Genomic DNA, 12,963 nt, shown 5'->3' on the forward strand with positions numbered 1-12,963 from the left:
ATGCTGTTGAAGATTTCCTATGAGGACGGCAGCGGTCGGGAGGTCATCCCGCTCTCGGCGAACGAGACCTATTTCGTCGGCGAAAGCAGCACGCTGACGCTGCCCGCCGGCGCAGGCGTCGTGCGGCTGCGCGGCAGCCACGTCTCTTCACCGCAATTCGTGCTGCGGAAATCGGGCCAGGGATGGTCGGTGCAGCATCACGGCCGCAACCCGACGCGCGTCGACGATCAGCCGCTTCGGGCCGGCACGCCGGTTGCGGTATCGGCCGGCATGTCGATCTGGGTGCCGAACGTCACGATCGAACTCGTCGAGCCGGCGGCGGTGGCCGAAGCGGTCACGCAATTTCCCGACCAGGAACGCGTGCTCGCCCTGCAGATGGAAATCCACGAGCGCCTGCTGAAGGACACGCAATATGACCGGCTGGTGAAATCTTCCGATTTCGGCCGCGAGGACACGCGAAACCGAATCCGCGAGCGCCTCGACATGTTCATCAAGGAGGCGCTCGACGCAGCACAGCAGGATCTCGTCATCCTCGTCATCAAGAACGCCGTCTATCGGTGGCTGGCCAAACGCATCGCCCGCACGGGCCGGCGGGATGCGTCGTCCAATGCCGCAAGCCTGTCGCGCGAGGAGCAGGACAATCGCCGCCTCTTCGACGTCGGCAAGGCGCTGATATCGGCCTTGCAGCTCAAGCTGAACTTCGAATCCACCCGCGCCGACTTCGCCCAGCTCGACACCCGTTTCAGCGCCGCCTTCCAGTCCCGGCAGGCTCTTTTCAACGCCGGCGACCGTTACGAGATCGCCCATATGCACCTGCGCTCCAATATCGAGGAGCTGATGTATCGCTGGGGGACGATCTCCGAGCTGATGGATCTCGACGTCATCTCGGAAATCATGGTGACGCGCTATGACGAGATCTACGTCGAAAAATTCGGCCTGCTGGAGCGGTATCCCTTCGCCTTCGCCAATGAGCGGCAGCTGATGAAGGTGATTGAGCGCATCGCCGTCGATTCCAACCGCTCGATCAACGAGAGCGAGGCGATGGCCGACTTCCGCATGCCGGATGGCTCGCGCGTCAACGCCGTCATTCCGCCGCTGGCGGTCAAGGGCGCTTGTCTGACTATCCGCAAGTTCGGCGGCAAGTCGCGGCTCGATATCAGCAAGCTGGTCACCGCCGGCGCGCTCAGCGAGCCGATGCGCGCCTTCCTCGAGGCGGCCGTCCGCTCGCGCAAGAACATCGTTGTCTCAGGCGGCACGGGCTCCGGCAAGACGACTCTCTTGAACAGCCTGTCGCAGTTCATCCCCGTCGGCGAGCGCGTCGTTGCCGTCGAGGACACGTCGGAACTGCAGCTCGACGGCATTCATGTCGTCTACCTGCAATCGCGGCCGAAGACGGCGGAGTCCGAGACCAGCGTGACCATCCGCGACCTCGTGCGCAACGCGCTGCGCATGCGTCCCGACCGCATCATCGTCGGCGAGTGCCGCGGCGCCGAAGCGATCGACATGCTCCAGGCGATGAACACCGGCCATGCCGGCTCGATGACGACGGCGCATGCCAATACGCCGCAGGATATGATGACCCGCCTGGAGGTGATGGTGCTGCAGGGCCAGAGCTCGCTACCTGTCATGGCGATCCGCCAGCAGATCGTTGCCGCGGTCGAACTTGTCGTGCAGCTGAACCGCCTGGCGAATGGCCGGCGCGCCGTCACCGAAATATCGGAGGTGATCGGCATCGATCCGGATACCGGCCTCATCATCGTCGAGCCGATCTTCAATCTCGTCGGCCGCGCCGGCGGCCAGGCCGTGCATGCCTTCACCGGCTACCTGCCGAGCTTCGTCGCCGAGCTCGTCGAGTTCAACGACGACGGCGAGATCGAAAAACTGGATATGTTCGTCTGAGGGCAAAGCCATGGATATCAGCATTCTGCAGATTTTTACGGTCGCCCTCGGCGCAGTGACCGCGGGACTGCTCGTCTGGGGCGCGCCGGTGCGCTGGCCGGCGCCGCTGCTGCGCGCCACCGAACGTGACATTGCGCTCGCCAGTGAGGCGGCGCAGGTCTTCGGGCGCGATGCCGTTCCGCCCTATACGATGATCCTTGCCTACGGCATCACGGCGATCGTCGTCTTCATCGTGATCTCGCTGATCTTCGGGCCGATCTTCGGCTTCGTCATAGCAATCCCGGTCGCCATCTTCCTGCCCAAGGGCGTGATCCGTTATTATCTGCAACGCCGCTGGCTGCAGATCGAATCGCAGCTTCCCTATGCCGTCGACCAGATCGTCTCGGCGGTGCGCACCGGCAAGCCGCTTGCCATCGCCGTCAATGCGGTGGCCGATACCGGCCAGATGCCGGCCTCGCGCGAATTCGAGCGCATCGCCCGCGAACAGAAGCTTGGCATCGGCCTGGTCGAGGCGCTCGACCGCCACGGCCGCAACGTGCCGAGCCTGCACTTCAAGATGGTCGATGCGGCACTCGGTCTCTTTGCCCGCCAGGGCGGCGACATTTCCGAGCCGCTGACGGAAATGTCGAAATCCTTCAAGGAAATCTGGAAGCTCGATCAGAAGATCACCACTTCGTCGTCGCAGGCGCGCATGAACTTTCGCGTCGTCAATGGCGGCGCGCTGTTCATGATGCTGATGATCTTCTTCGGCCAGCCGGAACTGATCGACAAGGTATTCGGCAACGCCATCGGCATCGTCATCGCGATCGTCGGCGCCATCCTCTATGCGACCGGTTTCTTCTGGATGCGCTCGATGATGAAGGTGTCGGTATGATGTCTCAGATACCTCTCGCCCCGATCGCCATCGCCTTTGCCGGGATCACCGCTGCGCTGTTCGTCTGGTGGATCGGCGATATGCTCGGCAGCATTCAGGTGGTGCGCCGGACCGCGGGCGGCGATGGTCCGCCGCCGAACATCGTTGACAGCATCGGCATGCGCACGCCGGTTGAATTCGTGCTGACGCATTTCGAGCCGCTGCTGGCCGATTACGGCGCGCAGCTCGAGCAGAAGCTGATCTATGGCGGCCGGCCTTTCGGCGGCGTCACGGGGCGGGAATATATCGCGCTTCTCGTGGTTCTCAGTCTCTTCGGTTTCATCGTGCTCGGCCTGCTGTTCGGCATCGCCAGCGGCAGCGTGATCGGCGGGCTTGTGGCCGGCCTGATCCTCGGCCTGATCCCCGCCATCTATTTCTGGGTCGTCGCCGACGACAAGGCGCAGGACCGCAAGGAACGCATCTCGCGCGAATTTCCCTACTTTCTCGATCTCGTCGTCATGACGCAGCAGGCGCAGGCGACCCTGCCGGAAAGCCTGAGGCTTTATGCCGAGGCCGCACCCGGCACCGTCATGAGCGAGGAGATCGAACAGACGCTGAAGGATGTGGCGCTCGGCACCGGCATGATCGAGGCGCTGCAGCGGCTGGAGCGCCGCATGACCGCCGAGGAGGTCATCCGCGTCATCCGCGCCGTGATCCAGGGCGAAGTCGAAGGCAGCAACCGCGTCGAGCTGTTGCGCGAACATGCGCGCGACCTGCGCTTCCGCCGCTGGGAAAAGGCCGACAGGGCCAGTGAAAAGCTGAAAGCCAAGATCGTCATGCCGGCGATGATGATCGTCGTATCGATCCTGCTTCTGGTGCTGGCGCCTGCAATTGTCGAGATGATGTCGAGTGGGATGTTCTGATCATGGTCTTTTCCTTTTTTCGCGGAAACAAGCCTAGCCTTCTGCAGACCGGTCCCGGCGGCCAGAGCCGCAGCCATGTGCTCGATCGGCCGGAAATGTCGATCGGCCGGGCCGGCAATGCCGATATCGTCGTCGACGATCCGTTCCTGGCGCCGATCCATGCGCGCATCGAGCGGCAGAGCGACGGCGGCTTCATCATTCGCCGCATGGGGCTGAACCCGATCATGCTGCGCGGCGAAGCGCTGTTGCAGACGGCGTCGCTGAAAGCCGGTGACAGCTTCCGTCTCGGCAAGGACGTCGAATTCCAGTTCGTCGTCAAGGCCGCCGCCAAGGAAACGCCGAAGAAGGAGGCCTACAAGACGAGCGACGACAAGCCGAAGAAGTCGCTGCTGAAGCAGCCGGCCTTCCTCGCCGGCATGGGTGTCGCCTATCTCGCCATCGTCGGCATCATCGGCTACGTCATCCTCTCCGATAGCGGCAGCGCGGAGGGTGGCCCGACGGCCGAGCGCATCAATGCGGAGGCCGCCCGCATTCCGACATGCATCAAGAACGCCCGGCGCATGCGCCAGGTCTCGGAGGCGAGCTTCAACGGCGCCGTCGGCGGCCGTGTCGGCCGCGATGGCAACGCAACCTATGCCGCCCTTTCACTGGCCGCCGAACCATCGGACGACGCCGCGCTGGCCAAGGCCGCCGAACCGATCGTCGAGGCTTACAAACGCACCGCACTCGCAGCCCTCGCCTCGGAAAACCGCGGCAACAACACGCTGGCGCAGACCCTCTATCAGCAGACCTACGATCTCGTTCCCGACGTCAACTGCTCGGCCGCGCGCTTCGCGCTGCAGCGGCGGGCTGCGGTGAAGCCGCCTGCACGGCGTTGATTGCCGGTTCTGCACGGCCAGCGCTGACAGACAATTGAGTTTGCTCCTCTCGTCCAACTCGCCACAATCGCTATTTAGCGCAAATAGCTGAATGGTCTCTATGGCGTAGCAGTCATCCAGCGATCGTCGACGCACAGTAGGTGAAATAGCTCCTATACAAATCGATCATACCGTTTCCGATCGACCAATCCGTGACGCTGACGTGAGTCCGCCCAGCTCCCGTTTGGACAACATCGATGATGGTCTGCATTTTGTGTGGCGGGAGGTGAATGAATCTCACTTGTTTCGCATCATCGTAGTTTTCGCGAAGCCAAAAATTGCTGGGCAGATACTTCGTTGCGCAGTTGGCTATCGCTTTATAGTCGCCGCTCAACTCAAAATCGGCAAAATGTTGAAGCATAGGGTCGCAGCCGCATAGCGAGATGACGGCCAAAAGTGCGGCCAAGCGCTTGCAACAGCTTACGAGAATTGCTGATTTTGCCATATATATTGTTTCCGCGCTGAGCCTGAACCCGATAGTTCGTCAAGCCTCGATGACGAATGCTTGGATAGCAACCAGATGGATGAGCAGACAACCCCTTAGTCATGTCGGCCTCGACCGAGCGTCGCTAACCAAACCGGTTCACCAGGATGTATATCCGGCTTCATCATGCGGCTGAACAACGTCTTCGCCCCGAGCCTCGACGGGTTTTCGCCCGCTTCCACCTCAAGGCCCCGTGACAGTGGCTGAAGCCATGCCGGTCACACACCAGGTTCGGGAAGCGACGGTGTAGCCGAACCACCTGTCCACTTGGCGAACAATGGCGCGGCAGGGCAAGTTGGTTCTGCCCACACCGAAGGACGCGGTTGAGTTCGTAGGGGACGGACCTGTTGCGCAACCTCTTGATGCGCTAATCTTGACCGATGAAACTCAGCCAGACCCTACGGTTCTGCGCCTCCGCCGACGGCACTCGGATAGCCGTCGCATCGTGCGGGACGGGACAAGTGATCCTGCGGGCGGCTCACTGGCTTAGTAATGTCGACTATGATGTCAAGAGCCCGGTCTGGCGGCCATGGCTGCAGGCGCTCTCGGCCGGCAATCGGTTTGTGCGCTACGATCCGCGCGGCTGCGGTCTATCGGACCGGCATGTCGCCGATCTTTCGGTTGAGGCGTGGCACGCCGACCTGGACGCCGTGGCAGCCTCCATCGAGGAACCGCGTTTTGTCCTCCTCGGGCTTTCGCAAGGCGGCGCCCTCAGTATCGCATTCGCCCTGAGGCATCCCGAGCGGGTGTCGCATCTGGTGCTCCTGAATGCCTATAGTCAGGGTGCGCGGGCACGCGCGCAGACCGAGCCCGAGCGCTTGGAGGCCGAGACGCTCGTCAACCTCATCCGCATCGGCTGGGGTCGCGACAATCCGGCATTCTGTCGGTTCTTTACCAACCTTTTCATTCCGGACGGGACACCCGAACAGCATCGCTGGTGGGGCGATCTGGAGCGTGTGACGGCAGCACCCGACGTTGCCGCACAACTGCTCTGGCAGATGCAGGGGCTCGATGTGCTTGATCTGGCGACGACACTTCGCGTCCCGACTTTGGTTGCACATAGCCGCGGCGATATGCGCGTGCCGTTCGACCAAGGCCGCAAGCTGGCAGCCGCGATTCCAGAAGCACGCTTCATACCGCTCGAGAGCAAGAACCATGTGCTCTTGCCGGACGAACCGGCCTGGGCCGTCTTCCATGCCGAACTCGCAACCTTCCTCGGGCGGGATCGACCCGTGCGACCGCGCGCAGTTCGCGATGCCGGTCTGACACCCGCCGAGGCGGCGCTTTTCGACCTCGTCGCGGAGGGGCTCGACAATCGCGCGATCACAGCCCGCCTTGGCAAGAGCGTGAAGACCGTGCGCAACCAACTGTCGGTGATTTTCAGCAAGCTCGGCGTGCGTAACCGTTCGCAGGCGATCGTCATGGCGCTTTCCAGGTAGCGCGGCTGCGTCGCCGACGCTTTTGGGACAAACGCCCCTTTGCCGGGCCTGAATCCACAGCTGCGCGGGACAACTGTCTCATGCCGTCAGGCGCGACGGGTCTCATGGTCGAAAACCAGCCGAAGGTGCAGTCTGCCTTCAAGACCGGTCGAGGCGTGGCTTGGGGGGATCAGGCCGGCTGCATGTTCTGCGCCGTGGCGAAGCTGTTCCGGCCCGGCTATGTGAATGCCCTCGTGCAGGACTGGCTGCCTGCGCTCGATGGAGTCGTCGACAGTTAAAGGCAGGCGCGAGTGTGGCCGATGTGGGGTGCGGACATGGGCTGTCGACGATCCTGATGGCGCAGGCTTTCCCCAATTCCCGGTTCATCGGCTATGACTTCCATGCGGATTCGATTGCGGCCGCGACTGCCCACGCCCGGGCAGATGGCCTGACGAACGTGCACTTCGAGGTGGGCCGGGCGCAGGACTTCGACGGAAGAGACTTCGATCTGATCACCTGCTTCGACTGCCTGCACGACATGGGCGACCCCAAGACTGCGGCGGCACATATCAGAAAGGCGCTGAAGGAGGGTGGAACGTGGATGGTGGTCGAGCCCACCGCCGGGGATACGCTTGAGGACAACATCAACCCGGTCGGGCGGCTCTACTACTCCGCCTCGACGATGATCTGCGTTCCCACCTCCCTGGCACAGGAGACGGGACTAGCACTTGGCGCCCAGGCGGGAGAGAAGCGATTGTCGGAGGTGATCCGGTCAGGCGGGTTCACACATGTCCGGCGCGCAGCCCAGACCCCGCTCAACATGGTTCTCCAAGCAACCTGATGAGAAGTCGTGGCGCGTCCGTGCCCGCCAGATGGGACGGGCGCTCCTCATCTGATGACCGCTGTGTCGCAAAGCGGAACCTGTCTTCGTCGGCCTCTGGCTCGCTTCGGGCAGTTCCTCAGCGACGTTCGGATCGAGGAAGACTGCAGGTTCTGCCGCTGGCGTCCTTTTTCTACTGTAGCCTCCCGCCTCGCACTCCATCGGCAAAGACCTGTGTCCAGGCAAGCACGCGCACGGAGCGACGCAAGCCGGTTGGCCAGAAGGGATCGGCTCGCACGAGCGTTTGCACCTGCTCCTGGTCGTTGGCTTGCACCAGCCAGAGGCCTCCTGCCGGGTTGCCATCAGCATCGCTGAGCGGCCCCGCGGCTTTGATGGTGGACGCATGACGCTCCAGAAAGTCCAGGTGTGCGAGCATATACTGTTGGCGAATATCGCTGGCGCGATCTGCCTCGTCTTCAAAAAAACAGCGAAAAGCATGGTCATGGCCTCCTGTTTGTACGGCTTCTAACAGGGTATATTTGCCGCATCACGCCGAACTATTGCGAAGCAGGGCTGCAAAAATGCAGGCACTCGACTGGAACGATTTTCGATATGTTCTCGCTCTCATGCGAGGAGGATCGCATTCAGCGGCCGGCCGCCAGCTTGGAGTGGATCCGACTACGGTTGGCCGCAGGCTTCGGGCGATCGAGGCCGCGCTCGGCGTTTCATTGTTCGAGCGCGGCGCTGACGGCATTATGTGCCTGACTCAAGCCGGGGAGATTGCGGCAAGGCGTGCCGAAACACTCGAGGCTGAGATTGGTAGACTGAAGGAGGCGATGCAGGGAGCTGATAATTCCGCCAGCGGTACGGTGCGTGTCACCGCCGTCCCCATCTTGATCAACAGGGTTTTGGTGCCAGCAGTAGCCGGATTGATGGCACAACATCCACATTTACGCGTGGAATTGATCGCAGAATCCCGTGACCTCAACCTGACCCGACGGGAAGCCGACATTGCAATTCGGCTCGCGAGGCCGACTGGCGACACCGGCGGCAGGGTGCTTTCCAAGCGTATAGGGAAACTGAGGTATGCCGCCTATGTCGCAAACGATATCCAGTTCGATACGGCGACACTGCCCTGGCTGACTTATGACGACGGAATGGCTCATTTACCGCAAGCCCAGTGGATTGCGAAAGCGGTCGAGAGGGATGGCAACCTCTCATCCCTCGCTTTCAATGACGCCGAGGCGATCCTTCACGGCGTCCAAGTCGGCCTTGGTCGCTCTCTGCTTCCTTGCATCGTAGCCGATCAGATATCTGGCCTCCGGCGCAGCAATGTCGCTGGGGCCGCTTTTCCCGAACGCGAAATCTGGTTGCTGACACATCCTGATCTGCGCCACCTCGTTCGCGTCGATGTCGTCCTTACTTGGATCGAGGCCTCGATCCGGAAGCTGGAACTCGCATTCTAATCTGCAATGCATGCGCAATAACCGCAAATGACACAAACCTGACGTCGATAGGCGGGTGGCCCCTCGAAATTCGGACTATCTTTGCGCGCTTGATGGCAGGTCCGGCCGTCGCTCTCCAACTCCCTGCCGGACGAGCGACAGAGCAGCGATGCCCGCCTCATCGGCCGCGCGCAGAAGCGCTTCCCGGAATTGTTCCGGGGCAATCTTCCCGCTCAATGCGTCGACGCAGGCTTTGACGGCAGCCACATATTCCTCGCCGTCATCGCAAGGCCAATCGTTGATCAGGAGACGTGCCGCGTCGCCCAGTGTCCAGACGATCTTACGAGATGCCGAGCCTCGCAAAGCAAAGCCAACCGGCGTGAATGCTGATGATGTGTTCCAGCACATTGTCCTCGACCCCTCAAGGCACGGATACTGCAGTCCCCAGTTCAATATACGCGCGTATTTTGTAATTTGGAATTGAAATTTGTCGAATTATACGGCTTGAACGCGAGCTGTCGAATGAAGCAGAAAGGGCGCGCACGCTCCCCTATTCGGTCCCCAGTTTCGCCGCGCTCACCGCAATTCGGCGGTGACGCGGAAGATGCCGCCGGCCGACGCGTCGGAGCAGACGACGAAGGTCGAGCCCTCCTGCGCCATGAAGGCGACATTGCCGCCGGCTTCGCAGGGGGTGGCGCTCCATTGCAGGATGATATCGCCGTTGTCGGGCAGTTTTTCCGGCGTGATCTTCGCCGCGCTCGCCATCCATTCCGTCGCCGACGGCAGGTGGACGGGCGCGTTCAGCTGCTTCGATAGCCAGGCCGTATAGTTCTGCGCCACGGCAAGCGGCACGTCGTCGGCCGGCTGCTCAGGATTGTCGGCATAGGCCTGCGCTGCGGCGGGGTCGGAATTGGCGGCGTAATATTCCGCCATCTCCGCACGGGTGACCGCCTTCGTCTGCATGCAGAAGGATTTGTCGATCTTCACGGCGCCATTGGCAACGCCGAGCATGCCGCCGAGCTCCTGCATCGACGAGGTCATCAGCCGGACATTCTCCAGTGAATAACTGCCCGCCGGCACGGTCTCGAAGGCAAGGGTCGGCGAAACCGGGCAGAAGCCGCGCGCCGACAGCGCCTCGAGATCGGCAAGGATCGGCTGGTAGGCAACGATGGCCAGCTTATAGGCTTCCGCGGTGTAGCGGCCGTCAGCCTCGCCGATCTTCGGAGCGAGCGCCGCAAGCGTCGGATCGGCAGCACCGGCGCGGGTCGCGATCGAAGCGCTGAGATCGGTGACTTTCTGCTTCAGCGCCGTCGCCTCATCCTTCGCCGCCATGACATCGGCGATAACGGCGTCGAACAGTTTGGCGGCATCGCCATAGCCTGTGGTTGCGGCCGGCATCTGCCATTGCTCGGCCTTGGCCTTGGCATCCGTCATCAGCCCACTCGCCTTTTTGACGTCGGGGCTATCACCGGCGCCGATGCGATCGACTGTTTCGCGTTTTGCCGTCGCGTCCTTTTCGGCCGCTGCCAGCGCGGTGAGCGCCTTGGCGAGATCGTCGAACGTCGTCTTCGATGCGTCATAGGCGTCGACGGCAGCATGCATCTGCTTGGCGTCGGCGGCGTCGGCGGCGGTCTTCATCTTGGCGTCGGCCTCGGCAAAACCTGGCGCCTTGTCGCCGCCGGCCGCCGAAGCGGCAGCCTTCGCCTTCTCGGCATTCTCCTTCGAGATGCCGATCAGCGCATTGCCGAGATTGATGGCTGCCGTCTGGAAGCCTGGAAGCGCCTTTTCGTAGTCTTCATCCTTGAGCAGCGCATCGGCCGATGTCAGCGCCGCAGCGCCGGTGTCATAGGAGAGTTTCGCCTGGTCGCTGGCCGGGCGCTCCGGCGCCTTGGCGGCAATCGCCTTCTGCTTGCGGCTTTCGGCCTCCTTCTTCCAGGTGCCGACATCGGCGACGAGTTTTGGATCCGGGCGGAGCAACTTCGGAATGGTGACGGCACCGACGCCGATGCAGATCAAGAGCAGTGCTGCGATCATGGAGATCTTGACTGGCGTCCATTTTTTCGGTTTCGGGGTGTCCTGCTGCTGCGGCATGCCGCCGCGCGGATCCCACGACATCGGCTGGATGCCTGTCGTCACGCGCGCAAATTCGCCCAGCGCATCGGCGCCCGTGCGCGGTCGCGCGCTCGGGTCGCGGCTCAGCATTCTTTCCACAAGGCTTGCAAGCCCCTCGGGAAAGCCCGGGATCAGCACGTCGAGGCGGGGAAAGATATTGGAAGGGTCGAGATGGATGTTCTTCCAGCTCTGCTCGCGTTGGTGTTCGTCCTCCCAGACCATGACGCTGTCGAAGACGCTGGCATAGGTCTGCCGCGGCAGGAACAGCTTGTAGGCGATCATGCCCATGGCATAGATGTCGAGCGCCGCGGAGGCGGAAAAAGTACCGCTGGCATAGATTTCCGGCGCACCGAATTCCGGCACATAGGGCGGGATGATGTGCTCGCCGATCTTCGAGATCAGGTGCAGGTTGCCGATCCGGACCGACAGGCCGGAATAATCCTCCGACACATAGATGCACTGGTCCGTCAGGGCATTGTGGGCGTAGCCGGCGCCGTGCAGCGTCGCCAGGCCCTCGAGGATATGGCGGCCGATCTCGACGGCGCGTTCGTAAGCCACCATTTCCGTTTCGTCGAGATATTGGTGCAGCGTTTTCGACGGCCGCTTCTCGACGATATAGAAATTGTCATCTTCCGGCGACGGCGGGATGAGGTCCTCGATTTCGACGAAGCGCCGGGCCGTCAGCGATTTGGCCTCGTTGATGGAGGTCCAGACCCGCTCGAAACGGGCCTTGTCCAGTTTCAGCGCCATATCGGGCGCGACGATGAAGACCGAATGGTCCATCCGCTTGTCCTGAGCGGGATAGACGATGAACTCGTTTTCATAGACCGGCTCGCCGATCGTGTAGCGGGCGATCAGATCACTTCTCATGCACTTGTCCCCCTGCATTCATTACATTCATGAAACCGAACTCTATTCGCCTGCCAGTAATGGATCGCCGATAAGGCCTGCGGCCAGCAGCAGGCCGGTCTTTGTGTCGCGAAGCGCGAAGGCAAAACGGGCATCGGCCACCACGCGTACAAGCTTCGGATCGATGCTGCGTTCCGTGATAACAGCCGTGGCTGCCGCCGCCGCCGTGCCGCTTTCGTCAACTTTGATCATCGTCTTCTGCAGGACGCGTGCCAGGCTGATGTTTTCCTTGGTGAAACCCGGGAATCCCGCATCCTTGGCCTTCTCGGGCGCCACTCCCATCGCATTGAGTATCGGCATCAAATCACGCCCGTCGTTCAGGGAAAAGCGGGGCAGGAAGATTTCGCCCTTGGCGGCCTCGAATTTTTCCCCCTGCAGCCAGGAAACGAGCGCCTTCAGGTCCGCGCCGCCCACACCCTTGCCGGAACGCGCCGCCACCACGACCATGCTGTAGCCCTCGCCGGCATAGGCAAGGTCGACGGCGGTGAATCTCTCGTCGAAGCGGAATTTCTGGCCATCGCCGGCAAGATGCATCATCGGCACCGAAATCGTCGATCCGTCCGGCCGCTGAAAAGGGCTTGCCGGGCTTTCCCTATCGAAAGACGTCTTCCATCGCGCCTTGAAGGAAAGCGCGCCGAGGCTGACGAAACCGCCGCCCGGCGGTGCGTCCAGGATGATAGGAACGGCGCCCCGCGTCGCCTGGCTGACCCAGCCGTTGATGTGCTCGACCGATTTCGGCCCGTCGAGATCCTCGATCGAAGGCTTGATCCGGTGGCCGGCGAGCATGGAGAGCGCATCGGGAACAAGCACCAGCTTGTCGTCGAAGACGATCGCGACCGCCGTCGTCAACGGCGCATCCGCCGCTGTCGGCTTTTCCTGATACATTGCGTCAAGCGCCGTCTCCGGTCCCTTCACCTCGCCGCCGAAGCCGAGGCCCTTGGCGATCGAGGCCTTGCCCTCGTCGGAGGCGCCGAGGGCGGCAAGGCCGAGTGCCGCGGCAAGGCTTGCCGGCGACACCATGATATTGGCAGCACCCTCCTTTGCCAGCGTACGGTCGATGAGTTCGGCCGCAAGCCCTGCTTGTGCGGCAAGCATCGCCTTGCTGTCGCCGGCATGAGCTGGGGCAAGCGCCATCAAGGAAGCGGCAAGACCCGCCAGCAGAGTGGATTTCGGCATGGTTCGC

General features: G+C 62.2%; 11 protein-coding genes and 1 pseudogene. 7 read left to right on the forward strand and 5 right to left on the reverse strand.

The window, feature by feature from the left end:
* From V8P77_RS08470 to V8P77_RS08485, 4 genes are read left to right on the forward strand one after another with little or no spacing between them, the layout of a single operon-like run.
* Complete coding sequence (locus tag V8P77_RS08470; protein ID WP_335911731.1) at window positions 1–1,899, forward strand: TadA family conjugal transfer-associated ATPase; 1,899 nt, start codon at window positions 1–3, stop codon at window positions 1,897–1,899.
* Window positions 1,900–1,909: 10 nt separating this feature from the next.
* Window positions 1,910–2,773: a type II secretion system F family protein gene (locus V8P77_RS08475; protein ID WP_027665446.1), complete on the forward strand. Its 864-nt coding sequence runs from the start codon at window positions 1,910–1,912 to the stop codon at window positions 2,771–2,773.
* Entirely contained in the window at window positions 2,770–3,675 is a 906-nt protein-coding gene (locus tag V8P77_RS08480) for a type II secretion system F family protein (RefSeq protein WP_017957731.1), read from the forward strand. The genes V8P77_RS08475 and V8P77_RS08480 overlap by 4 nt, the downstream gene beginning before the upstream one ends.
* Window positions 3,676–3,677: 2 nt before the next feature.
* Window positions 3,678–4,553, forward strand: coding sequence for an FHA domain-containing protein (locus V8P77_RS08485; RefSeq protein WP_335911735.1), 876 nt, complete (start codon window positions 3,678–3,680; stop codon window positions 4,551–4,553).
* Window positions 4,554–4,665: 112 nt separating this feature from the next.
* On the opposite strand, the gene V8P77_RS08490 is transcribed toward V8P77_RS08485, so the two are convergent.
* Window positions 4,666–5,037, reverse strand: a complete 372-nt coding sequence (locus V8P77_RS08490; protein ID WP_335911737.1) for a hypothetical protein — start codon at window positions 5,035–5,037, stop codon at window positions 4,666–4,668.
* A gap of 419 nt (window positions 5,038–5,456) precedes the next feature.
* On the opposite strand from V8P77_RS08490, the gene V8P77_RS08495 reads away from it, so the two are divergent.
* Both V8P77_RS08495 and V8P77_RS08500 read left to right on the forward strand, forming a co-directional pair.
* Complete coding sequence (locus tag V8P77_RS08495; protein WP_335911739.1) at window positions 5,457–6,515, forward strand: alpha/beta fold hydrolase; 1,059 nt, start codon at window positions 5,457–5,459, stop codon at window positions 6,513–6,515.
* Between the two features lie 101 nt (window positions 6,516–6,616).
* Window positions 6,617–7,335 (forward strand): annotated as a pseudogene (locus V8P77_RS08500) (class I SAM-dependent methyltransferase); the annotation flags it as partial.
* Between the two features lie 172 nt (window positions 7,336–7,507).
* On the opposite strand, the gene V8P77_RS08505 reads toward V8P77_RS08500, so the two are convergent.
* Window positions 7,508–7,846, reverse strand: coding sequence for a YciI family protein (locus V8P77_RS08505; RefSeq protein WP_335912206.1), 339 nt, complete (start codon window positions 7,844–7,846; stop codon window positions 7,508–7,510).
* A gap of 49 nt (window positions 7,847–7,895) precedes the next feature.
* Here V8P77_RS08505 and V8P77_RS08510 point away from each other — a divergent pair, with 49 nt between their 5' ends.
* Window positions 7,896–8,780 carry a LysR family transcriptional regulator gene (locus V8P77_RS08510; protein ID WP_335911741.1) on the forward strand — a complete coding sequence of 295 codons (885 nt, stop codon included), beginning with the start codon at window positions 7,896–7,898 and terminating at the stop codon, window positions 8,778–8,780.
* Between the two features lie 75 nt (window positions 8,781–8,855).
* On the opposite strand, the gene V8P77_RS08515 is transcribed toward V8P77_RS08510, so the two are convergent.
* The 3 genes from V8P77_RS08515 to V8P77_RS08525 form a co-directional block, all read right to left on the reverse strand.
* Window positions 8,856–9,167: a DUF982 domain-containing protein gene (locus V8P77_RS08515; protein WP_335911743.1), complete on the reverse strand. Its 312-nt coding sequence runs from the start codon at window positions 9,165–9,167 to the stop codon at window positions 8,856–8,858.
* Window positions 9,168–9,335: 168 nt separating this feature from the next.
* Window positions 9,336–11,741: a protein kinase domain-containing protein gene (locus tag V8P77_RS08520; protein WP_335911744.1), complete on the reverse strand. Its 2,406-nt coding sequence runs from the start codon at window positions 11,739–11,741 to the stop codon at window positions 9,336–9,338.
* 42 nt (window positions 11,742–11,783) lie between these two features.
* Window positions 11,784–12,956 carry a serpin family protein gene (locus tag V8P77_RS08525; RefSeq protein WP_335911746.1) on the reverse strand — a complete coding sequence of 391 codons (1,173 nt, stop codon included), beginning with the start codon at window positions 12,954–12,956 and terminating at the stop codon, window positions 11,784–11,786.
* Between the last annotated feature and the right edge of the window lie 7 nt (window positions 12,957–12,963).

It is taken from the genome of Rhizobium aouanii (assembly GCF_037002925.1).
In the GTDB taxonomy this organism is placed as follows: Bacteria; Pseudomonadota; Alphaproteobacteria; order Rhizobiales; family Rhizobiaceae; genus Rhizobium; species Rhizobium aouanii.